The sequence below is a fragment of the Lysinibacillus sp. BNK-21 genome (assembly GCF_048684915.1).
Lineage (GTDB): Bacteria > Bacillota > Bacilli > Bacillales_A > Planococcaceae > Lysinibacillus > Lysinibacillus capsici.
Genome location: NZ_JBLQTS010000001.1, coordinates 2,020,965 through 2,043,451 on the forward strand (window position 1 = coordinate 2,020,965; position 22,487 = coordinate 2,043,451).

Consider the following 22,487-nt stretch of genomic DNA (forward strand, 5'->3'; position numbering starts at 1 on the left):
AATGGCCCACGCATTAGTTATTGGTGGAACAGGGATGTTGGCTGACACATCCCTTTGGTTAGTGAATGATGGCTACCATGTCTCAGTAATTGGACGTAGTGCCCATCGAATGGAAGATTTGCGAAATAGAACAACCAAACCTGCCCTTCTAACGCCGATTTTAGTTGATTATTGTAATATAGCCTTATTAAAAGAGAAGCTAGAAGAAACGCTCGAGCATAACGGGCCCATTGAATTGGTCGTTGCTTGGATTCATTCCTATGCGGACACTACATTAGAGAACATCTCCAATGTAATTTCAATAGAGAATAACGGGGAATGGAAACTGTTTCATGTGTTGGGGAGTAAGGCGAATTTAAGTGAAGTCCAAGAGAAATTGAAGCTCCCTGCTCGTTCGCAATACAGGCAAATCCAGCTAGGTTTTATGATGGAAGAAGGTCATGCGAGATGGCTTACGCATGAGGAAATATCGCAAGGTGTCGTTGCTGCTATTCAACAGGATCAACCTATCCATATTGTCGGGACGCTACAACCTTGGGAAAAGCGACCATTATAAACTAACTAACCTTCGTCTAACTAGATGGACGAAGGTTTTTACTTATCTCCATTATCAGTTTGTTGTAGATGTCTACATAATTGTGAGGGATAGTTAGGTTTGTGTGAAAAACGTCAGGATCAAGCAACTTTCTTCTCCTTACCTTTTACTTAGTATAACAAAATCATTTCCATATAACTTATCCTTATTTACTCACATCTCTTCCCATCAGACCGACATATCAGTAAAATAGAGTAGGTTAGGGGGATTACATGTGAAAGATCAACGCTTTAAAATAGCGCATCGAGAGGCGCTTATCGGAATTGGACTCGTCCTTGTCAACTTTGCGATTTGGTTTGGCTTTGCCTATGGATTAGGTTCAGGAGATCCAAGAAATTATACGTATGTATTTGGTTTTCCTGCCTGGTTTTTCTATAGCTGTATCGCTGGGACAGGCTTTATGATCCTTCTTATCTGGATTGTGATGAAACTCTTTTTCAAAGAGGTACCATTCGATGATGAGGAGGTGGATCGCTAATGCATTGGCAAGTTGTATTTCCATTGCTATTATTTTTAATTATTATTTTTGGAATCGGTATTTGGGCCAATAAGCATGTCCGCTCCTCTAATTCATTCCTGCAGGAGTATTTCCTAGGTGGTCGTGAAATGGGTGGTTTTATCCTTGCAATGACGATGATTGCTACATATGGCAGTGCGAGTAGTTTTATCGGAGGACCGGGTGTAGCCTATACAAAAGGACTTGGGTGGGTATTACTGGCAATGGCTCAGCTACCAGCAGGTTATTTTGTACTCATGATTTTAGGGAAAAAATTCGCCATTATTGCTCGTCGTTACCAGGCCATTACGTTAATCGACTTTTTACGTGAACGCTACAAAAGCCATGTCATTGTTATTTTATCAGCCATTAGCATCATTGTTTTCTTATTTTCGGCTATGATGGCTCAATGGGTTGGGGGTGCACGCTTAATTGAGTCATTAACTGGCTTAAGCTACACAGCTGCACTGTTTATTTTTGCGATTTCCGTGTTAGTATATGTGATTATTGGAGGCTTCCGTGCGGTTGCACTTACAGATACGGTCCAAGGTTCAATTATGGTGATTGGTACAATTATTTTATTAATCGGCACCATTGTGGCAGGTGGAGGCATCGACAATATAATGGCCTCACTGGTCGCTGAAAATCCTGACTTTGTGTCACCATTTGGCGCACAAGGAGATTTAACGCCTCTGTATGTCTCAACATTTTGGATTCTCATTGGTGTAGGGGTTGTAGGACTTCCGCAAATTGCGGTTCGTGCGATGAGCTATAAGGATTCCAAAAGTATGCATCAAGCGATTCTTATTGGCACGATTGCCATAGGGACAATCATGTTTGGCATGCATTTAATTGGGGTGTTAGCCCGACCTGTCTTACCGGGCATTGAGATTGGTGATAAAGTCATGCCGCTCCTGACATTGAAGGTATTACCGCCATTTTTAGCAGGAATCGTTTTAGCTGCACCAATGGCTGCGACAATGTCTACGGTTAATGCTTTACTAATGCTTGTCAGCTCTACAGTTGTCAAAGACATCTATTTAAATTATATGAAGCCGAAAGCTAGTGATGCAGAGATAAAGCGTGCAAGCTTTATTGTAACAACAGTCATTGGCCTAGCCGTTGTCATCTTTGCACTCAATCCACCTGATTTATTAGTGTGGTTGAACTTATTTGCCTTCGGTGGACTAGAGGCTGTCTTTATTTGGACAGTCGTTTTAGGATTGTATTGGAAAAAAGCGAATAAATACGGAGCGATTGCGTCAATGATTTCAGGCATGTTGTTGTATATTATGATTGATCGGTTTTATCCTTCTGTCTTTGGTATGCATACAGTCACGATACCCATTGTCGCATCCTTCTTTATTTTTGTGATTGTCAGTTTGTCCACTAGTCATAAATTTAAAAACGAAAAGCTTATGATTTAACGCCAAAACGCCACAGATTTCAAATTCTGTGGCGTTTATTTTAATGCATCATAAAATCATAGGCATTTTTCGCAAGTAATGTCATTGTAACGACAATAAATAGTGTGCGGACAAAGCCACTTCCTTTCTTGATTGCCATCCGTGAGCCAAGCATAGCCCCACCAATTTGCGCAATGCCCATGACTAGACCATAAACATAATGAATTTGACCTAAGTAAGCAAACATACAAACACCAGCCACATTACTCGCCAAATTTAAAAACTTCGCATTACCAGCCGCCTTTAAAAAATCGAAGCCTACCAATAAGAAGCTAAAGATTAAAAACGACCCTGTCCCAGGACCAAGAAATCCATCATAAAAACCAATAGCAAATAATAGCAGCATAAATAAAAACAAATGTTTTTTAGATAGATTTTTTACGGTAGAGACGGCACCCCAATCCTTTTTAAAGATCGTATATACCCCAACAGCCGCCAGCATAACAAGCATTAATGGCTTTAGTAATGCTGGATTAATCAGATGCACAGTCCAAGCACCACATAATGATCCGATAAATGCTAGTGGAAAATATTTGAGGACAGAGTGAATGTCCAGCTGGCCAGAACGATAGAAAGAAATAGAGGAAGTGAGCGAGCCCATAGCTCCTGCTAGTTTGTTCGTGGCAACCGCAGCAGCTGGATTGAGCCCAACAAATAGTAAGGCTGGTAGTGAAATTAAACCGCCCCCTCCCACTACTGAGTCAACAAAAGCCGCCAGAAATCCAAAAGAAATTAATAGTATGAGAATATGTACATCGATTTCAAACAACATATGACACCTCTTTATAATTAGTTACTACTGAAATAGTAACTAATTTTATTTGCGCTGTAAACCCCATTTTTTCATTGGCAAATCTTCACATTGGTAGCCTATAATAAAGATAATGGAGGGATTACATGGAGGAATTAATCACCCAGCTGAAAGAAATGGGTTTTACAGAATATGAAGCGAAGGCCTATACGGCACTTGTTCAGCAAAGTCATGTCAGTGCTTATCAGGTAAGTAAAAATTCTGGCATACCACGTGCAAGAGTGTATGATATTTTAAATATCCTTGTAGAAAAGGGCATCGTGTTAAAAGAAGAGACCGCAGAACAAACGACCTATTCGGCAATGCCTGTGTCTGTGTTCTTACAGCAAATGCAACAGCGCTGGGAGTCGAATTTTACGTCTATAAGCGGGAAATTAGAGAAATTAGAGGAAAAAGTACAGGAAGCTGAGCCTAAAGTGGTCATGCTGAAGGGCAAGGAATCCATTATCAACTATTGTCAGTCACTTCTAAAGAAGGCGAAGAAAAAAGTGATGCTGTCGATGTGGGAAGATATGTATGATGCCTTACGTGAAGATTTGCAAGAGGTGGCGCTGCATGTTCCTGTTCATGGCATTACGTTGTATGTAGGAGAGCATCTCGCCTCAATTGACCAGCATAGAGCCACACATTATACAAAAAAAGCGTCTACACCGCATTGGTTTATCTTATCGATAGATGGTCAGGAAATGATTTATGGTCATTCTCCATCTACCCAAGAGACGGCCTTTATCACCAATGATCCAGTTCATATTTATTTGTTAGAGGATTATATATGGCATGATGTGCTCATCAATCGGTTAGTAAAACGTGATGATCAGGAGTTAGAAGACTGGATTGCTAAGGAGCGTAAAGCTTTTTTCTTAGAATAGTCGTATAAGGAAGGGGAGTTACTTGAAAAAATTCGTGTTGCTAGGTTTAATAAGCCTACTAATGCTAGGAGCCTGTAATGCTACACCACCTACCGATCCACCAACGATTCATGAGCTAACGGTTGTCCCAGATAATGTTCAAAAAAATATCGTTTCTAATGACAGAATACAACTATTGCATGAAAAGGATGCTCCATATTACCTTGTTTATTATTCAAAAGGGAATGTATTGGCAAGTATTACAGCTGAGGGAAATAGGCTTATTATCCAGTTAGAAGAAGGCAGCGAGCAAAGGAAAGAGGCACAACCCTATGTTTTTAAAATCACCGTCAAGAATCCTGAGCTGGATACCATTGATTTGCGAATAAACGGTCAGAGTACGCCAATTGATCGTATGACCATTATGTGATAAAAGAAACCGAAATCCCTTTAGATGAGATTTCGGTTTCTTTACGTGATGCCTAATAAAAGACTTTGTCTACGTTATATTTAGAGCGGAAAGTATTAATCGCATATGTTTCGTAAATTTCACGTTCCATTGGATCTTCTACTTCATAGACTTCAATTTTGAACACTTCATCACGATGGTTTTTCATCGGAGATACATTATCCTCGAAATGTTTTTTAATACGTTGACGAATTTTACGTGCTTTCCCAACAAACAATAGCTCATTCTTGTCATTATAGAATAAGAAAATGCCGCCTTTATCACGTGTGATTTTATGGAAGTCAATAAAACCAAAGTAAGGTGTGATCGGCACATCACCTGGTTTTAAATCTTGTTCACGTTGACGGATTACTAGATCTGGTTTTGGAAATTCAATTTTAATCAAACTATTCACGTTCCTCTCTCTTACTAAAAGTATATGGTAACATAATTACGGCATGTTTACCATAAATTTTAAATGTAGAAACCCCACAGATAGCAAGCTTAGTGTACATCAAATGACCAAGAAACATGCGCGTGAATCACAAAATATTCTATGAATTATTGATATTCTAACAAGTTCATGTTACAATTCAAGATAATTAAATAATCTTATCAAGAGAAGCTGAGGGATTTGGCCCGATGACGCTTCAGCAACCTCTAACAATCGTTAGAAAGGTGCTAATTCCAGCAAAGGATTTTTTCCTTTGAGAGATAAGAGTGGACGTGAAAAAAATCCTTCTCATTCTATCTCGTATGGAATGAGGAGGATTTTTTAATTTCGTTGCATCCTACGCAAGCAAGATTTGCTAAAAGAGAGTGATTATAGAGAGGGGAAAGCAAGATGCCAATTAATATTCCGAAAAATTTACCAGCTGGAGAACATTTACGTGAGGAAAAAATCTTCGTCATGGAAGAAGATCGTGCGAAAACACAGCAAATCCGTCCATTAAATATATTAATATTAAATTTAATGCCTGAAAAAGAAAAAACAGAGCTCCAATTATTACGTTTATTGGGGAATACACCATTACAAGTCAATATTACCTTTTTGAATACAGCCACACACGAGTCTAAAAATGTGAGTAAATCCCATTTGCAGCTTTTCTACACAACGTTCAATCAGATTCGACACCGACGCTATGATGGTATGATTATAACTGGTGCGCCAGTAGAAAAAATGGCTTTTGAAGAGGTCAACTATTGGCAGGAAATTTCAGAAATTATGGATTGGTCTAAAAAGAATGTGACATCCGTGCTACATATATGTTGGGGGGCACAGGCTGCATTGTATCATCATTATGGCATTGGGAAGGTTGAGCTTTCTGCTAAATGCTCAGGCGTCTATTCCCATGTGATTACAGATTTAACTGTAGATTTGGTACGTGGCTTTAGTGATTTATTTACTGCACCTCATTCACGCTATACATCTGTTTCGATTGACGAGGTTCGCAATCATCCAGATCTACGATTATTATCCTATTCAGAGGATGCTGGGGTATTTATTGTACAATCAAAAGATAATAAAAATATTATGATTACGGGGCATCTAGAGTATGATGCGACAACGCTAGCCGATGAATACAGTCGCGATGTGGCGAAGGGCATAGATATCGCCGTTCCTGTAAACTACTTCCCGAATGACGATCCGACACAAGTGCCGATGAATACATGGCGTGCCCATACGCATCTATTATTCTCTAACTGGTTGAACTACTATGTTTACCAAGAAACACCATATGAATGGGATTTTGTAGATGAAATCGAATATCATATTTAATTAATAAAAAGTCTAATTTCTTTTCTAGCTTAGAAGAAATTAGACTTTTTGATTGTCATTTTCTGTTTCCTGCTGAGGTGTTTCGTTATTTTGAGCCTTGGATTTACGATTGCGAATAACTACCACAATCAGCAAAAGTATGGGTAATAAAATGGTGAAAATAAAGGAAAAGATTGGCCAAATTTCATTATTATAATTAGTAGAATGCACAATATCTGGATGAACAATTTGAGAAAGTCCAATAACAATTATCCCCATCGGTATAATGAGTGGACGATGATCCTTGATCTTCAAAATTTGTGCAAGGCCAACAACGGTCGTATAGAAATACATAAATGTACGAATATAAATAGACGAAATCCACATAAATGCCATAATGATTTCTATACGCTGCAAAAAATTCCCTATAGATATTCTTTGTGCTAAGGCATAGCTAGGAAATGTCCTTGATGCAGTGTTTTCAGGACCTAATACAAGAATCGATAGGACAATCAACGTAACTAAGACGATTCCGCCAAAAATTGCCCCAATATATAGCCCTTTCTGTGCAGACGGCTGTACATTGACGCCAGTAGGATAGAGCATCAATAATACAATTAATGGAAAGGAAAAGATACTCATAAAGCGTGCAATACTATAAAACATAGATGCTTTGGTCGCTTCTAGTAGAGGCTGAATATTCTCAAATGTAATTTGAGGGGTAATACTAATGACGAAAAAAATAAAAATAAAGATAAACAATGGGAAGAGGATTTCTGCCGAACGGGCAAAGGTCTCAATTCCTAAATAAGCGGCATACATAATAATGATACTGAACAGTAGGGCAAATGCTAATGTCGGTGTCTCTGGCATTACTTCCGTTTTCATGAAAATACCGATAAAATAGAGTAATTCTCCAGCCGAAAGAAAGGTCATAATCAGGAAACAAATTGCTGTGATTTTCCCAAAAAAACGCCCAAGAATTTTTTCATTGGCCTCGATAAAGTTTAGAGATGGTGTTTGATTGGCCAGTGTTAAAAATAATTTTAGTACCAGTAAACTAAGGAGAACACCAATGCTTGCCGCTATCCAAGCATCTTGCTTAGCGGCACCAGTAATACTCGAAGGGATAATTAAAATCGCTGTACCGATAGAATAGAGGAAGGTAACGATTGTAAACTGTCTTGAACTAATTATCTCTTTTTCCATCAAGCTACCCTCCGTTTCTCAGTCCATCTTTCTATTTTGTGAATGACACAATGTAATCCCTAATTGGTGTGAAGATAAAGGTAATCAAATCTAATGGGCTAGGAATATGGATTTTCAGGGCAATCCCCATATTTAAAGCCGTTCCAATAAGAAGCAAAAAGGAGAATACAATCATGGCTTTTCTATCCTGTTGCTTTTTTAGCTTTGGAATAAAAATAAGCGCAATGATTATCGCGATGATCAAGATAGCTACGGCTAGTACCATTGCATTTATTCCTCCTTTGGCTTGTTTAATAATGAATTTTGCATCGTACCTGAACCTTGGGTAGTTACCTTTACATGAACTACCACTGCTAAATCTGGAAAAATGGAAGTCCAATCATCCTTTATTTTTTTCCACTGCTTAGGATCTGCCCGATGTAGGGCATCCCCAAATCCAAAAACATCTACTTCATATTGCTGTTGAATTTTCTCTACTGTTTTTTCTATGCGTTCATCAATTCCCTGGGCTGTTTTTTTGTTAACGTAATCAATCGATTTATTTTTGGTAAGATCGATATCACATTCGACCTCTCCAACATTCTGCTCTACATTAATATGAACATCGATTTTCGGTTTCCCGTTTTTAAATGACCCTTTCACCTTTGTAGTGGATTGGGTAATTTCAGTAGACAAGGTCCCTTTATTAGGACAGGCAATGATTTCTATCGTACTTTGAATTTTGTCATTAAGAAAACTAACACTTTTGCTTTCACTTTCAGTCAGTAGCCCTATATATTTATCTCCTTTAAAGACCGCTAAACCTGTATAACGTAATAGCACAGGTGTTTTAACACGTTGCACATTTGTTTGATCTACCCCTAATTTCTTATCGCCATGAACTTCAATAGCAGAAATTAACGCCCCTTTATGCTTATTGCTTAATGTATTGACTAATTCATCAATATTAACAGCTATTGTGGAGCCCCAAGCCTTTTCAGAGACATCAAGGGAATTTAACATTTTATTAGCAGGAACTTTTTCGATGGGTGTTAGTACATTTAATACTTCCTTCGCTGTTGCTTCGTGAGACATAATGACGTCGAAATCCTTACGAAATTCATGGTCCCTTACAATTAAATCAAGTGCATCACTAATGCCTTCTTTTGCGAGATCTTCCCCTAATACAACCACTTGAAGGTGTGCAAAATAAGGTTTTCGTGCTGCAATAGTCGTCATTTTGCGAATGGCCTCAAAGATGGTCTCGCCTCTCGAATGATAGCTAACGACAGGAGAGCGTTGAGTGGAAGCTTGGCGCATTGAAATTTCACTAGGATCAACAATTTGAACCGTAATTTCATATTCCTCATCTATTTTGTCAATGCCTAGTGCTACCACAATGGCTAATTCATTTAATTCTCGCTTACTCCAGCAACCACTTAACAGTAAAGTGAGGATACATAGTAAGCAAATCCAGTTTAATTTTGCCATATTCTATTCCTCATTTATCCAGTTGTTATTTCCTGCTTTTTACATTGATATAGTTATGTCCTCTAACAATATTTTTTTGATTGACTAAACGAGGTCGTGTAAGTAACTTTCTACGCGGGAACAGCAGAAACGCATCCTTCTGATCCTGTAATACCAACGGTGCGAATGGACTTAAATAAGGTACACCAAATGAACGAATGCTACATAGATGAAGAATAATTAGCATAATGCCAAACATTACACCGAATAAACCAAACATAGCAGCTAAAATCATTAATGGGAAACGTAGTACACGAATCGTATTCGATAAACCATAGGCAGGGAATAGAAAGCTACAAATCGCTGTTAAGGCTACAATAATTACCATTACAGCGGAAACGACGCCTGCATCAACTGCTGCCTGACCAATAACTAAAGTACCTACGATGGATACCGCAGGACCGATTGTTCGAGGCATACGAAGTCCAGCTTCCCTTAAGACCTCAAAGGCAACCTCCATAATAAGCGCTTCTACTACTGCAGGAAAGGGTACGCCTTCCCTTTGTGAAGCAATGCTAATTAACATGGGTGTCGGTAGCATTTCCTGATGAAAGGTAGTAATCGCCACATACAAGGATGGTGCTACTAATGCTAGACTGATACCAAAGAAACGCAAGATACGTACAAGTGAGCTAATCATCCAATGCTGATAATAATCTTCTGCTGATTGTAAAAAGGATGTAAATAGCGCTGGAACGACTAAGACGAAAGGTGTGCCATCAACTAGAATCGCCACTTTGCCATCTAATAATTCACCTGCGATGACATCAGGTCGTTCAGAGTTGTAGACGGTTGGAAACATAGAGTTTTTTGAGTCTTGTATAAAATCCTCAATATAGCCACTTTCTAGAATGCCATCAATATTAATACGATCTAATCGAGCCAATACCTCTGCGACGATTTTGTCACTGGCGATGCCATTTATATACATCACTACTACATCTGTTTGTGTCACATCTCCGATAACGCGTGATTTTATCCAGAGATTCGGACTTTTTATTTTGCGACGAATGAGCGCTGTATTCGTTCGCAAGGTTTCCGTAAAGGATTCCCTCGGTCCGCGAATTACGGATTCCGTCGATGGCTCTGTGACAGCTCGATCCTTGGCACTTCTAGTACTTGTCACAATCCCTTCGGCAAAGCCATCTAATAAAATAACCGTTTCACCATTGAGAATGGCATTGTAGAGTGTTGTGAAATGCTCAATATTCGTCACATCGCCTACCGTTAAATAGGAATTCCGAACATATTGATTAATGGTTGTTATTTCAATATCTTGTTCTTCTTCAATATTTGCCATCAGTTTATCGATAACAGAATCAGAAATAGTCGTTTTATCCGATAAGCCATCAATGGAAATAATGGCGAGGCTATGAGGATCAGTTTCTCCAATCGCAATTTCACGTATGATAATATCATTACTATGCCCTAGTGACTGTTGAATGATTTTTATATTTTTAGATAGGGAAGTATACAATAAATCGTTCGTTGTATGGGATGGGGAGGTCTCGTGATTGTTAGACATGGACATGTGTTTTCCTCCTCAAATGGTCGTTCATTATCTTTAGAATGGACAATTTTTTTGAGAGATAAACGAAAGCGATATGAAAAATCTAGCTATTTGTGGCAATATCACATTCCTTGCAACTTTTGTGTGTCTTGTTTTGTAATAAATAAAAAAACAGTCTGTCCTTTCATGTATGGAAAGGACAAACTGCTTTATGTACGATAGTCGTATTGTAATTCATCATTACTTGTATCAACATCAACATGTAAATTGTGATCGTTAAAGAACCAAAGATCTTTCTCATCAATGTAATAGATAACACCATCAATTTCTGTTTGCACACCTATGGCAATAGGTTCCTCACGTGTCATGCCTAATGAAAAGCCTTCGTGAAACGGACTTGAGCCACCATAACGTGCATAAAAACGAATTGTATCACCAGGTTCAACTTCCATTTCATGTTTGAACCATTGTAGGGCTTCATCTGTCAATGCAATATTCATTTCAAATGCTCCTCTCTTCCTACAGCCATTTTACCTTTGGTTCGGTGCCGTTTTTAATACGAGCAATATTGGCACGGTGACGATAAATAATAAAGGTAAATAAAAAGGCTACCAAGATGCCTAATGCAAAGTCACCTGTAATAAAATAATAAACGATTGCATAGATAAGCGCTACTAAAGCGGCTATCATTGATGTTAAGCTGACGATTTTTGTGATTTTTAATGTCACAATAAAGGTAATAAATAGTAGGACAAAGAGTGGCCAAGAATAGCCTAATAATACACCAGCTGACGTTGCCACAGCTTTCCCACCACGGAAGTTGGCAAAGATCGGGAACATATGACCGATAACAGCGACAAGACCCAGTAATAAAGAGTGGAGTGTAGTATCAGAGAAAACAGGAAGTGTCACGAGTAAGACAGCGGCAGTTCCTTTTAAGACATCCATCACCGTAACAATAATACCAGCCTTTTTCCCTAATGTTCTAAAAGTATTGGTCGCACCAAGATTACCGCTCCCGTGTTCACGAATATCGGTATTATAAAAAATTTTGCCTATCCATAATCCAGAAGGTATAGAGCCGATTAGATAAGCACATAAAATAATAAGTCCATTGATCATAGTTGGACTCCTTTCATTCATAGTCCATCACTTGGTACTAATAGTTTGTAACAAGTATTTTACACTTTTTCTTGCTAATCTACAATGTTATGAAGGAGATTTCATCCGAAGTCTTGAATCAATACAAAAGAGAATCTATTAGTGAGGACTAGGCTTTTAGACATAAATTTGTAGGAAGCACTAAAACCTTTATAAAAATATAGGCAAAATGGCAATTTTGTCAATCGCTCATTCCTTTGGTAGAATAGAAGTCTAACTTTATCCTGTTTAATCGCAAGGCACGAGTTAGTGTGCTTTTATTTGCAAGCATCACAACTTTATTTTGCAACTAAGTAGGCTTCAATGCGTCAAATGATGATGGAAGCTAGAAGCAGTCTGTCTTGCTCAAATACCAATTTTAAGCAACTGTTGAAGATGTTTACTATTAATAAAAAAGATCAAAACTGTGAGCAAATTTTAAAATTTTATTGGACCTGTCGCTAGCTATTGACAGGAAATGCTATTATTATTAGGATGAGAACATAAATAGAACATGCGTTTGTTTTTTGGAGGGGAATTTTTTTGACGAATAAACAGTCACCTAGCGTCTATAATGATGACGCTATACAAGTATTAGAAGGATTAGAAGCGGTACGCAAACGACCTGGCATGTATATCGGTTCTACGGATGGCCGTGGACTTCATCACCTTGTGTATGAAATCGTAGATAATGCGGTGGATGAAGCACTGGCTGGCTTTGGATCTCATATTATTGTCACAATTCATAAAGATCAAAGTATGAGTGTGCGCGACTTTGGACGTGGGATGCCAACCGGTATGCATAAAATGGGCAAACCGACACCAGAAATTATTTTTACAGTGCTACACGCTGGTGGTAAATTTGGTCAAGGTGGCTATAAAACAAGTGGAGGTTTACATGGTGTTGGTTCTTCCGTTGTGAATGCGCTCTCAACATTTTTAGAGGTGACAATCCATCGCGATGGTAAAAAGTATCGTCAACGCTTTGAGCATGGTGGACAGCCTGTCACAACACTTGAAAATATTGGGCAGACCAAGCAGACAGGAACGCTTGTTCATTTCCTACCAGATGAAACGATCTTCTCTGTCACAAAATTCAATTATGATACGTTAGCAGAACGATTACGTGAATCAGCCTTTTTATTAAAGGGCTTAAAAATTGAATTAATTGATGAGCGCGAGGAAGGCAAGAGCGATGTGTTCTTTTATGAGAATGGCATCGAGGCTTTCGTTGCGTATTTGAATGAGGAAAAAGATGTCCTTCATCCAGTAAAATATGTAGAAGGCGTACAGGATGAAATCGAAGTAGAGTTCGCTTTCCAGTATAACGATGGTTATTCAGAAACGATTTTATCATTCGTTAATAATGTCCGTACACGTGATGGTGGTACACATGAAACGGGTGCAAAGGCAGCATTGACACGTGTCTTTAATGAATATGCAAGAAAAATTGGCCTGTTAAAGGACAAGGATAAAAACCTTGAGGGGACAGATATTCGTGAGGGCTTAGCAGCGATCGTGTCTGTTCGTATCCCAGAGCATTTACTGCAATTTGAAGGACAAACAAAGGGCAAGCTTGGGACAAGTGAGGCTCGTTCTGCAGTAGATAGTGTAGTGTCTGAGCAAATTTTGTATGTGCTAGAGGAAAATGCAGAGTTATCAGCTTCTCTTGTTCGTAAAGCGATTCGAGCGCAGCAAGTGCGTGAAGCAGCTCGTAAAGCGCGTGAGGATGCACGAAATGGCAAGAAAAACAAAAAGGGTAGTACGATTTTATCTGGAAAATTAACACCAGCTCAGTCACGTAATGCGGCAAAAAATGAGCTGTATTTAGTCGAGGGTGATTCTGCGGGTGGCTCTGCTAAACAAGGTCGTGACCGTACATTCCAAGCGATTCTGCCATTGCGCGGGAAGGTAATCAATACAGAGAAAGCCAAGCTACAGGATATTATGAAAAACGAAGAAATTTCAACGATTATCCATGCGATTGGGGCAGGTGTTGGTACGGATTTTGCGGTGGAGGATTCTGCCTACAATAAAGTAGTCATCATGACCGATGCGGATACGGATGGGGCACATATTCAAGTCTTGCTATTAACATTCTTCTATCGTTATATGCGTCCGCTCATTGAGTCTGGGAAGGTCTATATCGCACTACCGCCGCTTTATAAAGTCTCTAGAGGTACAGGGAAAAAAGAAGTCATTGAATATGCTTGGACAGAAAGTGATTTACAAAAGGCCATCAAGAAGGTTGGAAAGGGTTACATATTACAGCGTTATAAAGGTCTTGGTGAGATGAATGCAGACCAACTGTGGGACACAACGATGAACCCTGAAACACGGACATTGATTCGTGTCACAATCGAGGATGGTGCACGAGCGGAGAGACGTGTCACGACGTTAATGGGTGATAAGGTGGAACCACGTCGTAAATGGATCGAAGCCAATGTAGACTTCGGTATGGAGGATGATTCTAACATTTTAGAGAATGAATTCATCCAACAAGAGGAGGACCAAGCATGAGTAGTACAGAAAAGTTTCAAGATTTACCGTTAGAAGAAGTAATGGGTGACCGTTTTGGTCGCTATAGTAAATATATTATTCAAGACCGCGCGTTGCCTGATGCACGTGACGGTCTTAAACCAGTACAGCGCCGTATTTTATATGCGATGTTTACGGAAGGCAACACACATGATAAGCCGTTCCGTAAATCCGCAAAAACAGTGGGTAATGTAATTGGTAACTATCATCCGCACGGCGATAGCTCTGTGTATGAAGCGATGGTACGGATGAGTCAGGACTGGAAGGCACGTCATATGCTTATTGAGATGCACGGGAACAATGGCTCGGTAGATGGCGATCCTCCAGCTGCAATGCGTTATACAGAGGCGAGACTATCAGCTATTGCCGCTGAAATGCTACGAGATATTGGCAAGAAAACGGTCGAATTTGTGCCAAACTTTGATGATCAGGATATGGAGCCAACTGTATTACCAGCACGTTTTCCTAACCTTTTAGTCAATGGCTCTACAGGAATTTCCGCTGGTTATGCGACAGATATTCCGCCACATGCCTTAGATGAAGTACTGGATGCTGTGTTGATGCGCTTAGACAAGCCTAATGTTACTGTAGATGAATTGATGACGGTGATTAAAGGACCTGATTTCCCAACGGGTGGAATCATTCAAGGTGTTGATGGCATTAAAAAGGCGTATGAAACAGGTCGTGGTAAAATCATCGTCCGTGCACAAGCAGTTGTTGAACCAATTAAGGGTGGTAAAGAGCAAATTGTTATCACTGAGTTACCATATGATGTAAATAAAGCGAATCTTGTGAAAAAAATTGATGAGCAACGTGTAGATAAACGACTAGAAGGCATTGCAGAAATTCGTGATGAATCAGACCGTACAGGCTTACGTGTCGTAATTGAGCTGAAAAAGGATGTACCAGGACAAGGAATTTTACAGTACTTGTTTAAAACAACTGATTTACAGGTAGCTTATAATTTTAATATGATTGCCATTCATAACCGTCGTCCAACGATGATGACATTGCCATTATTGCTAGATGCGTATATTGCCCATCAAAAAGAAGTGGTAACAAACCGTTCCATTTATGATTTACAAAAGGCAAAGGATCGTTCTCATATTGTAGATGGATTAATTAAAGCTCTTTCCATTTTAGATGAAGTCATTGCGACGATCCGTTCTTCTAATGATAAGAAGGATGCGAAGCTTAATTTACAAGCAAAGTTTGATTTTACAGAGGTACAAGCAGAGGCCATTGTAAGCCTGCAATTATATCGTTTAACGAATACGGATATTACAGAGCTACGTCAGGAACAGGACGAGTTAAATAAGCTAATTGCGAAGCTAGAGGGGATTCTACAAAGTGAAGCAAAGCTAGTGCGTGTTATTAAACAAGAGTTACTAGATATTAAGAAACGCTTTACAGAACCTCGTCGCTCGAAGATTGAGCAAGAAATTGAAGAAATCAAAATTACATTGGATGTCCTTGTGCCAAGTGAAGAGGTTGTCGTAACAGTAACGAAGGATGGTTATATTAAACGTACATCCACACGTTCTCATGCCGCTTCAAACGGGCAAGATTTTGCCATGAAGGATTCAGATTATTTATTGTATGAAGCAAATTTAAATACTCAGCACCATCTACTGCTTTTCACAAATCGAGGCAATTATATTTATCAGCCTGTTCATGAGCTGCCTGATATACGCTGGAAGGATCTCGGCCAGCATATTTCAAGTATTGTACCAACAGGGGAAGATGAATCGATTATTGCGGTTTATGGTTTCGAAACATTTGACCAGCCAAATACGTATGTCTTCACAGCCACAAAAGATGGCCAAATTAAGCGCTCACCACTCGCAGACTATGCGGTAACGCGTTATTCAAAGCCAATTAAAACGATGAATGTCAAGGCTGGTGATGCGATGATCTATGCATCATTTGTGACTGATGACGTGGAGCTGATGCTCACAACAGATACAGCCTATGCGATTCGTTTCCCAATGGAGGAACTACCTGTAACAGGTGTGAAAACAGGTGGTGTGAAAGGGATCACACTAAAAGATGGAGAAGCCTTAGTTGGCGTCAATGTATTACAGCCAGATGTTACCCACTATGTAGTGATTGTGACACAGCGTGGGGCCGTGAAGAAAATGAATGTCGCTGAAGTTGAAGTAGCAAGTCGTGCAAAACGTGGACTAAAAGTATTAACAGAGTTAAAAGCAAACCCTCACCGAATTGTGGCAGTTGTTCAAGCAACAGACGAGGAGCAGGTTGTGATTGAAACTGAAAAAGGTGTTCAAGAGATGATTGACGTACAAGCATTGTCTCGTGCGGATCGCCATTCCAATGGTTCATTTAAAGTGGATATTGCAACAGATGGAGCAATTTCTCATGTTGTAACAGCCAAAAAAGAACAGAAACCAAGCTAATAGCATGCCCAGCCTCTTAGGAGCGCTGGGCTTTAAGCTCTATTCAAAAATAGCACCTTGTCATTTAAGTGAAACTATGGGTATAATAATCATCGAAAAGTTCATAGCGAAAGAATGTAGGGGGGCTAGTAATTGCTAGCTGAGATTGTGTCCGGTAGACGCTGACCCTTTGAACCTGATTTGGCTCGTACCAGCGTAGGGAACATCTATTCAAAAAGCAAAGTTTTGAAGATTGATTGCAATACGTCTGGGAGGAATCCTAGGCGTTTTTTTATGTTTTCAAGCAACAGCTTGCCAACATTGTATACGCTTTCTTCTGGTGACAACATTCATTCATGAACACTTTCATATTACAAACTGGGAGGCTTTCGCATGAAAAAATGGTTTTTTATTTTATTGGCAGCACTATTGACATTAGTAGGCTGTAGTGACAAGGATGACAAGCAGGCTGCAGACAAGCTGAAAAAGGTGTCTGTGGTACTGGATTGGACGCCGAATACAAATCATACAGGACTATATGTTGCCAAAAAACTCGGTTATTTTGAGGAACAGGGTTTAGATGTTGATATTATTATGCCTGGTGAGGCGGGCGCAGATCAGCTTGTTGCTTCTGGAAAGGCGGATTTTGGCGTGAGCTATCAGGAAGGCATAACACAGGCACGAGTACAGGATGTGCCGCTGGTCTCCATCGCAGCAATTATACAGCATAATACATCTGGCTTTGCTTCTATTGCTTCGAAGGGCATTACATCGCCAAAGGATTTTGAAGGTAAAACCTATGGTGGTTGGGGCGCGCCATTAGAGCAAGCCGTTTTACAATCACTCATGCAAAAAGAAAAGGCAGATATTAATAAGCTAGATATCGTCAATGCAGGCGATTTAGATTTCTTCACAATGATGGAAAAAGATATTGATTTTGCTTGGATTTATTATGCATGGACAGGAATTGAAGCTGAGCTGCGTGGGGAAAAGATCAATATGCTATATCTTACAGATTATAGTGATCAATTAGATTATTATACGCCAGTTTTAGCTACAAATGAAAAAATGATACAGGACAATCCTGATGTTGTTAAAGCCTTTGTGGCAGCTGCATCGAAGGGCTATGAATACGCAATTGAAAACCCAAGTGAAGCGGCTGATATTTTAATCGAAGCAGCTCCTGATTTAGATAAAGCGTTGGTGCAAAAAAGTCAGGAATGGCTGGCCGATAAATACCAGGACGATGCCAAGCAATGGGGAGAGCAAAAGCTTTCGGTGTGGGAAAATTACGCGAAATGGATGTCTAGCAATCAAGTATTAGAGGGCGAATTTGATGCGAAAAAAGCCTTTACTAATGATTTCTTACCTAAAAAGGAGGCCAAATAAGATGGCAAATTCATTAATCAGTGTACAAATCATTCCGAAGACAGAGAAATATGAAGATGTTATACCATATGTCGATGCAGCAATTGCGGTGATCGATGCTTCTGGGGTGAAATATGAGGTACATCCATTGGAAACAACGATGGAGGGTGAGCTTTCAACATTGCTCCAAATCATTGAAAAAATGAATGAGAAGATGATCGAACTTGGTGCCATTAATGTCATTACACAAGTGAAAATTTTATATCAGCCAACGGGTATTACGATGGATACATTAACGGAGAAATATCAGTAATGAAACGTGCATTACAGAAGGGAAGGACGATAATTTTTATCGCCTTCCTCTTGTTCATATGGGAACTAATCGTGCGGTTTGCTGAAGTTCCTCATTGGTTAGTACCCGCACCAAGTAGTATTTTGTCGGAAGCCATCCAGTCGTATCAAACCTTTCTACCACATGCATTCGCTACGGTACAATTAGCTCTACTAGGATTGGCCATTGGCATCGCTTGTGGGCTAACGGTGGCAATAGTGTTGCATCGATTTACATTTATTCGAGAACTGTTTTATCCAATTCTTATTATGTCGCAGAATGTTCCTATTCTAGTCTTGGCACCGCTCCTTATTATTTGGTTTGGCTTTGGCTTATTACCGAAGCTTATCATTATCTGTCTTGTGTGCTTTTTACCGATTGTCATTGCAGCGATGGATGGATTTAGACAAACAGCTCCAGAATTAAAGCATTATTTTGCCATGGTTGGTGCTACAAGGGCACAAACCTTTTGGAAGCTGGAATGGCCTTATGCCTATCCTGCTATTTTTTCAGGCATTAAAATTGCGGCTACATATAGTGTGATGGGGGCTGTGATTGCGGAGTGGCTTGGTGCAAAAAAGGGTATTGGTGTTTACATGACCCTAGCCCAATCCTCCTTCCGTACGGATCGCGTATTTGTGGCAATTTTTGCGATTGTTCTCTTGAGCTTACTATTGTTTAGTGGTATTCGTTTAATTGAAAAATTCATGGTGAAGGGAAGAGGCTATCATGCTCAGCATTCAAAACATCGCTAAATCCTTCGATGCGCTCAAAGTCCTTGATCAACTTTCTTTTGACGTCAAGGATGGAGAGTTTGTGGCCATCGTTGGTCCTTCAGGCAGTGGTAAAAGTACACTTTTTCAATTAATTGGTGGTGTTTCGCCAATTGATCAAGGAGCCATTTTATTGAATGGAGAGGATATCCAACAAAAAAAAGGAACGATTGGCTATATGCCACAGCAGCCATGTCTATTACCCTGGCGTACAATAGTAGAAAATGTCACGCTTGTAGAGGAATTACAACATAAACCAAATGTTGAACGTGCCAAGGAATGGTTAGAAAAGGTTGGTCTTGCCTCTTTTATCCATGCCTACCCGAACGAACTGTCTGGAGGCATGCAGCAGCGTGTGTCCTTTATTCGAGCAATGGTCAGTGATAAGCCGATTTTATGCTTAGACGAACCATTTTCTGCGTTGGATGAATTTACTCGACTGGAAATGCAAGCATGGCTTTTATCTATCTGGGAGGAGTACCGCAAATCCATTCTATTTGTTACACATAGTATTGAAGAAGCTCTCTTTTTAGCAGATCGCATACTTGTTTTAACCAAACGTCCAGCTACCGTTAAAAAGGAAATCATCGTGCCGTTTGAGAGACCTCGGAAAGAGGAAATTCGACATTCTGCAGCATTCACAGCGTTAAAGCAACAATTATTTATGTATTTACAGGAGGAAAAGGGTGATATGTATGTTGATTGATGCGCATATTCATTTGGATCAGTACACCGATGAGGAAATTCCTTCCTTATTAGAAGAAGTGAAAGCTGTAATCGCGGTTAGTATGCAACTTTCCTCTTGTGAAAGAACGTTGCGTTTATCGAATAGCTATCAGCAAGTAAAGGCTGCTTTTGGCTTTCATCCTGAACAGCCTTTACTAAGTCCAAATGATGAGACAGCTTTATTTGATTGGATTCATTCGCATCAGGATGATATGGTTGCTATTGGTGAGGTGGGTCTACCTTATTATTTAAAACAAGAGCAAGCGATTGATGAACGTCCCTATGTGGCACTATTAGAGCGTTTTGTTGTATTGGCGAAGGAGCTGGACAAGCCAATTGTGTTACACGCAGTATATGAGGACGCCCATATTGTGTGTGATTTGCTGGAAAAGCATCAGCATCACGAAGCCCATTTTCATTGGTTTAAAGGGGATGAAGCTATTGTGAAGCGCATGATAGAGCGAGGTTATTTTATTTCTATTACGCCAGATTGCTTGTACGAAGAGGAAATTCAACAGCTAATTCATGCTTATCCCATTGAACTAATGATGGTAGAAACGGATGGTCCTTGGCCGTTTGAGGGACCGTTTACGAAGAAGCGTACATCTCCCTGGATGATGCACTCAACGATTGAGGTGATTGCCTCCATCAAAGGGCTATCAACACAGGAAGTGGCCAAAATTATTACGCAAAACACGAAAACATTTTATCGGCTTTAATAAGAAAAAGCAGTATAGGGTACGAGTTATTCGTCCTTATACTGCTTTTTATATTTCGTATAATCATGCTCTAATTTTTCGTTTTTTGTTTTCGTTAGACGTTCATGTGTACTAAAAGAGATAGATTGTCGATTTTTTTCAACATCTTTACCTACTGTGCGTTTAATGTGCATCCGCTTCTTTTTAGCTTTAGATTGTGACATGAGCATCGCCTCCAATTCATTTTTAATTCTATAGTAGCGAATAGGGAAGAAAAAGTAAAACCTCGTAAGCAAGATACTTACGAGGCTGTCGAGTGTATTAGTGAGATACGTCCTGTACAGAAATACCTGTGTTTGCTTTAACGTCAACTTCACGATACTTCGCATCATCTGTTTCTTTAGAAAGTAATGTGCCGATGAAACCACCAAGGAAACCAAGTGGTACAGAGATTAAGGCTGGGTTCGTTAACATAATTAAAGGATCACCAACGAAAATTGCCTTACCTTCAACTGGATTCCAAACGTTTGGAGACATAGCAACTAATACTAACGCAGAGATTAAACCTGTTAACATCGCAGTAACAGCACCCGCTGTATTAAAGCGTTTCCAATAAATTGTGTAGATGATAACTGGAAGGTTAGCAGATCCTGCGATACAGAATGCTAAAGATACTAAGAATGCAACGTTTAATGTTTGTGCACCAAGTGCTAATAGGATAGAAATAACAGCGATTGTAATCGAACCGATACGAGCTGCAAGAACTTGCTCTTTTTCTGTAATTTTACCCTTTTTGATAATTTGTCCATAAATATCATGAGATAGGGCAGATGCACCAGAAAGTACAAGACCTGCTACTACCGCTAAAATTGTTGCGAATGCTACTGCACAAACGAATGAGAATAGAATGTCGCCACCAAGTGCTTCTGCAAGAAGTGGGGCAGCCATGTTACCAGCAGCGTTTGCTGCGATAATATCTTCTTTCCCAACGAATGCTGCTGCACCGAAGCCTAAGAAAATTGTTAGAACGTAGAAGATACCTACGATCCAAGTAGCCCAAATAACAGATGAACGAGCTGTTTTCGCGTCTTTTACTGTGAAGAAACGCATTAAGATATGTGGAAGACCCGCAGTACCTAATACTAACGCAATTAACATAGAGATTGTATCAAGTCCATTTGTATATTTAAGACCAGGGTTTAAATAAGCAGCTCCACTGTCAGTAACCGTTGTCATTTCTTTAAACATTGTAGAGATACTGAAGCCGAACTCTTTTAATACTAAGAACGAAATAATAACTGTACCCAACATTAAAAGACAAGCTTTAATAATTTGTACCCAAGATGTTGCTGTCATACCACCGAATAGTACGTAAGTTGTCATCATGAATCCTACGATTAATACGGCGATCCAATAGTCGATTCCTAAAAGTAATTGAATAAGTGCTCCTGCACCAACTAGTTGTGCAATCATGTAGAATAAAACAATTGTAATAGTGCTTAAAGCAGCTGTTCCACGGACTTTGGCGTTATCAAAACGCGCTGTAATCATGTCAGCTAATGTAAATTTCCCAAGGTTACGTAATGGCTCAGCAACGATATATAATACCACTAAGTAAGCTACTAAATAACCAATAGAGAAGAAGAATCCATCAAATCCAAATAATGCTACAGCACCAGCGATACCCAAGAAGGATGCTGCTGATAAGTAGTCACCAGCGATAGCTAGTCCATTTTGCCAGCCTGTTAAGCCACCACCAGCAGTATAGAAATCACTTGCTGAAGATGTACGTTTAGATGCCCACCATGTAATAACTAATGTTAAACCAACAATGGCTACGAAGAAGAATATGGCTGTAAGACTCAT

The 22,487-nt window shown here is 39.6% G+C and carries 23 protein-coding genes and 2 riboswitches; of the genes, 13 read left to right on the forward strand and 10 right to left on the reverse strand.

The annotated features are described in order from the left end of the window. Position 1 precedes the first annotated feature (1 nt). The 3 genes from ACMGGO_RS10295 (at position 2) to panF (ending at position 2,518) form a co-directional block, all read left to right on the forward strand. A complete protein-coding gene (locus ACMGGO_RS10295) occupies positions 2–556 on the forward strand; it encodes a short-chain dehydrogenase (RefSeq protein ID WP_054550239.1) in 555 nt (184 codons plus the stop codon). Positions 557–809: 253 nt separating this feature from the next. Next, positions 810–1,073, forward strand: coding sequence for a YhdT family protein (locus ACMGGO_RS10300; protein WP_004227902.1), 264 nt, complete (start codon positions 810–812; stop codon positions 1,071–1,073). Beyond that, the gene (gene panF, locus ACMGGO_RS10305; protein ID WP_048393080.1) at positions 1,073–2,518 is read left to right on the forward strand and encodes a sodium/pantothenate symporter; all 1,446 of its coding nucleotides are present in this window, start codon (positions 1,073–1,075) and stop codon (positions 2,516–2,518) included. The genes ACMGGO_RS10300 and panF overlap by 1 nt, the downstream gene beginning before the upstream one ends. 40 nt (positions 2,519–2,558) lie before the next feature. Here the strand turns inward: panF and ACMGGO_RS10310 are convergent, their stop codons facing one another. Further along, positions 2,559–3,329, reverse strand: coding sequence for a TSUP family transporter (locus ACMGGO_RS10310; protein WP_374805573.1), 771 nt, complete (start codon positions 3,327–3,329; stop codon positions 2,559–2,561). Between the two features lie 125 nt (positions 3,330–3,454). Between ACMGGO_RS10310 and ACMGGO_RS10315 the strand changes: the two genes are divergently transcribed. Beyond that, on the forward strand, positions 3,455–4,237 hold the full coding sequence (locus ACMGGO_RS10315; protein ID WP_054550238.1) for a TrmB family transcriptional regulator: 783 nt from the start codon (positions 3,455–3,457) through the stop codon (positions 4,235–4,237). A gap of 22 nt (positions 4,238–4,259) precedes the next feature. Next, the gene (locus ACMGGO_RS10320) at positions 4,260–4,646 is read left to right on the forward strand and encodes a hypothetical protein (protein ID WP_066036677.1); all 387 of its coding nucleotides are present in this window, start codon (positions 4,260–4,262) and stop codon (positions 4,644–4,646) included. Positions 4,647–4,698: 52 nt separating this feature from the next. Here the strand turns inward: ACMGGO_RS10320 and ACMGGO_RS10325 are convergent, their stop codons facing one another. Continuing rightward, complete coding sequence (locus tag ACMGGO_RS10325) at positions 4,699–5,070, reverse strand: nucleotide excision repair endonuclease (protein WP_004227912.1); 372 nt, start codon at positions 5,068–5,070, stop codon at positions 4,699–4,701. A 203-nt stretch (positions 5,071–5,273) separates the two neighbouring features. Continuing rightward, positions 5,274–5,385: riboswitch (SAM riboswitch) on the forward strand. Between the two features lie 123 nt (positions 5,386–5,508). Between ACMGGO_RS10325 and metA the strand changes: the two genes are divergently transcribed. Beyond that, a complete protein-coding gene (gene metA, locus ACMGGO_RS10330; protein ID WP_004227915.1) occupies positions 5,509–6,444 on the forward strand; it encodes a homoserine O-acetyltransferase MetA in 936 nt (311 codons plus the stop codon). 39 nt (positions 6,445–6,483) lie between these two features. On the opposite strand, the gene ACMGGO_RS10335 is transcribed toward metA, so the two are convergent. The 6 genes from ACMGGO_RS10335 to plsY all read right to left on the reverse strand — a co-directional run bounded on the left by ACMGGO_RS10335 (position 6,484) and on the right by plsY (position 11,773). Beyond that, positions 6,484–7,632 (reverse strand): GerAB/ArcD/ProY family transporter, encoded by a 1,149-nt coding sequence (locus ACMGGO_RS10335; protein ID WP_374805572.1) that lies wholly within the window; start codon positions 7,630–7,632, stop codon positions 6,484–6,486. A 31-nt stretch (positions 7,633–7,663) separates the two neighbouring features. Next, positions 7,664–7,897, reverse strand: a complete 234-nt coding sequence (locus ACMGGO_RS10340) for a hypothetical protein (protein WP_221682867.1) — start codon at positions 7,895–7,897, stop codon at positions 7,664–7,666. A 5-nt stretch (positions 7,898–7,902) separates the two neighbouring features. Further along, the gene (locus ACMGGO_RS10345; protein WP_374805571.1) at positions 7,903–9,102 is read right to left on the reverse strand and encodes a Ger(x)C family spore germination protein; all 1,200 of its coding nucleotides are present in this window, start codon (positions 9,100–9,102) and stop codon (positions 7,903–7,905) included. A 25-nt stretch (positions 9,103–9,127) separates the two neighbouring features. Then, the gene (locus ACMGGO_RS10350) at positions 9,128–10,672 is read right to left on the reverse strand and encodes a spore germination protein (protein WP_374805570.1); all 1,545 of its coding nucleotides are present in this window, start codon (positions 10,670–10,672) and stop codon (positions 9,128–9,130) included. Between the two features lie 188 nt (positions 10,673–10,860). Next, entirely contained in the window at positions 10,861–11,151 is a 291-nt protein-coding gene (locus ACMGGO_RS10355; RefSeq protein ID WP_048393071.1) for a HesB/YadR/YfhF family protein, read from the reverse strand. 19 nt (positions 11,152–11,170) lie between these two features. After that, positions 11,171–11,773: a glycerol-3-phosphate 1-O-acyltransferase PlsY gene (gene plsY, locus ACMGGO_RS10360; RefSeq protein ID WP_048393068.1), complete on the reverse strand. Its 603-nt coding sequence runs from the start codon at positions 11,771–11,773 to the stop codon at positions 11,171–11,173. A gap of 561 nt (positions 11,774–12,334) precedes the next feature. Here plsY and parE point away from each other — a divergent pair. From parE to ACMGGO_RS10395, 7 genes are all read left to right on the forward strand, one after another. Next, entirely contained in the window at positions 12,335–14,311 is a 1,977-nt protein-coding gene (parE, locus tag ACMGGO_RS10365) for a DNA topoisomerase IV subunit B (RefSeq protein ID WP_048393067.1), read from the forward strand. Further along, the gene (gene parC, locus ACMGGO_RS10370; RefSeq protein ID WP_103118203.1) at positions 14,308–16,746 is read left to right on the forward strand and encodes a DNA topoisomerase IV subunit A; all 2,439 of its coding nucleotides are present in this window, start codon (positions 14,308–14,310) and stop codon (positions 16,744–16,746) included. Before parE ends, parC begins: the two co-directional genes overlap by 4 nt. Before the next feature lie 108 nt (positions 16,747–16,854). Next, positions 16,855–16,965: riboswitch (TPP riboswitch) on the forward strand. A 153-nt stretch (positions 16,966–17,118) separates the two neighbouring features. Next, positions 17,119–18,114, forward strand: a complete 996-nt coding sequence (locus tag ACMGGO_RS10375; protein ID WP_054550232.1) for an ABC transporter substrate-binding protein — start codon at positions 17,119–17,121, stop codon at positions 18,112–18,114. A 1-nt stretch (position 18,115) separates the two neighbouring features. Next, complete coding sequence (locus tag ACMGGO_RS10380; protein ID WP_004227928.1) at positions 18,116–18,406, forward strand: thiamine-binding protein; 291 nt, start codon at positions 18,116–18,118, stop codon at positions 18,404–18,406. Beyond that, the gene (locus tag ACMGGO_RS10385; RefSeq protein WP_420281874.1) at positions 18,406–19,179 is read left to right on the forward strand and encodes an ABC transporter permease; all 774 of its coding nucleotides are present in this window, start codon (positions 18,406–18,408) and stop codon (positions 19,177–19,179) included. The genes ACMGGO_RS10380 and ACMGGO_RS10385 overlap by 1 nt, the downstream gene beginning before the upstream one ends. Next, entirely contained in the window at positions 19,154–19,903 is a 750-nt protein-coding gene (locus tag ACMGGO_RS10390) for an ABC transporter ATP-binding protein (protein ID WP_103118201.1), read from the forward strand. Before ACMGGO_RS10385 ends, ACMGGO_RS10390 begins: the two co-directional genes overlap by 26 nt. Next, entirely contained in the window at positions 19,893–20,642 is a 750-nt protein-coding gene (locus ACMGGO_RS10395) for a TatD family hydrolase (protein WP_326141055.1), read from the forward strand. The genes ACMGGO_RS10390 and ACMGGO_RS10395 overlap by 11 nt, the downstream gene beginning before the upstream one ends. A gap of 26 nt (positions 20,643–20,668) precedes the next feature. On the opposite strand, the gene ACMGGO_RS10400 is transcribed toward ACMGGO_RS10395, so the two are convergent. Both ACMGGO_RS10400 and ACMGGO_RS10405 read right to left on the reverse strand, forming a co-directional pair. Further along, complete coding sequence (locus ACMGGO_RS10400) at positions 20,669–20,845, reverse strand: hypothetical protein (protein ID WP_004227938.1); 177 nt, start codon at positions 20,843–20,845, stop codon at positions 20,669–20,671. Positions 20,846–20,942: 97 nt separating this feature from the next. After that, positions 20,943–22,487 carry a cation acetate symporter gene (locus ACMGGO_RS10405; RefSeq protein ID WP_048393165.1) on the reverse strand — a complete coding sequence of 515 codons (1,545 nt, stop codon included), beginning with the start codon at positions 22,485–22,487 and terminating at the stop codon, positions 20,943–20,945.

Excerpts from the sequence above, each read along its gene's own strand:
- ACMGGO_RS10310 (WP_374805573.1), bottom strand. The coding sequence starts at position 3,329 with ATGTTGTTTGAAATCGATGTACATATTCTCATACTATTAATTTCTTTT.
- ACMGGO_RS10375 (WP_054550232.1), top strand. The coding sequence starts at position 17,119 with ATGAAAAAATGGTTTTTTATTTTATTGGCAGCACTATTGACATTAGTA.
- ACMGGO_RS10390 (WP_103118201.1), top strand. The coding sequence starts at position 19,154 with ATGCTCAGCATTCAAAACATCGCTAAATCCTTCGATGCGCTCAAAGTC.
- ACMGGO_RS10355 (WP_048393071.1), bottom strand. The coding sequence starts at position 11,151 with ATGAATATTGCATTGACAGATGAAGCCCTACAATGGTTCAAACATGAA.
- ACMGGO_RS10400 (WP_004227938.1), bottom strand. The coding sequence starts at position 20,845 with ATGTCACAATCTAAAGCTAAAAAGAAGCGGATGCACATTAAACGCACA.
- ACMGGO_RS10345 (WP_374805571.1), bottom strand. The coding sequence starts at position 9,102 with ATGGCAAAATTAAACTGGATTTGCTTACTATGTATCCTCACTTTACTG.
- ACMGGO_RS10295 (WP_054550239.1), top strand. The coding sequence starts at position 2 with ATGGCCCACGCATTAGTTATTGGTGGAACAGGGATGTTGGCTGACACA.
- parC (WP_103118203.1), top strand. The coding sequence starts at position 14,308 with ATGAGTAGTACAGAAAAGTTTCAAGATTTACCGTTAGAAGAAGTAATG.
- plsY (WP_048393068.1), bottom strand. The coding sequence starts at position 11,773 with ATGATCAATGGACTTATTATTTTATGTGCTTATCTAATCGGCTCTATA.
- ACMGGO_RS10315 (WP_054550238.1), top strand. The coding sequence starts at position 3,455 with ATGGAGGAATTAATCACCCAGCTGAAAGAAATGGGTTTTACAGAATAT.
- ACMGGO_RS10340 (WP_221682867.1), bottom strand. The coding sequence starts at position 7,897 with ATGGTACTAGCCGTAGCTATCTTGATCATCGCGATAATCATTGCGCTT.
- ACMGGO_RS10380 (WP_004227928.1), top strand. The coding sequence starts at position 18,116 with ATGGCAAATTCATTAATCAGTGTACAAATCATTCCGAAGACAGAGAAA.
- ACMGGO_RS10385 (WP_420281874.1), top strand. The coding sequence starts at position 18,406 with ATGAAACGTGCATTACAGAAGGGAAGGACGATAATTTTTATCGCCTTC.
- ACMGGO_RS10405 (WP_048393165.1), bottom strand. The coding sequence starts at position 22,487 with ATGAGTCTTACAGCCATATTCTTCTTCGTAGCCATTGTTGGTTTAACA.
- metA (WP_004227915.1), top strand. The coding sequence starts at position 5,509 with ATGCCAATTAATATTCCGAAAAATTTACCAGCTGGAGAACATTTACGT.
- ACMGGO_RS10395 (WP_326141055.1), top strand. The coding sequence starts at position 19,893 with ATGTTGATTGATGCGCATATTCATTTGGATCAGTACACCGATGAGGAA.
- panF (WP_048393080.1), top strand. The coding sequence starts at position 1,073 with ATGCATTGGCAAGTTGTATTTCCATTGCTATTATTTTTAATTATTATT.
- ACMGGO_RS10335 (WP_374805572.1), bottom strand. The coding sequence starts at position 7,632 with ATGGAAAAAGAGATAATTAGTTCAAGACAGTTTACAATCGTTACCTTC.
- ACMGGO_RS10350 (WP_374805570.1), bottom strand. The coding sequence starts at position 10,672 with ATGTCCATGTCTAACAATCACGAGACCTCCCCATCCCATACAACGAAC.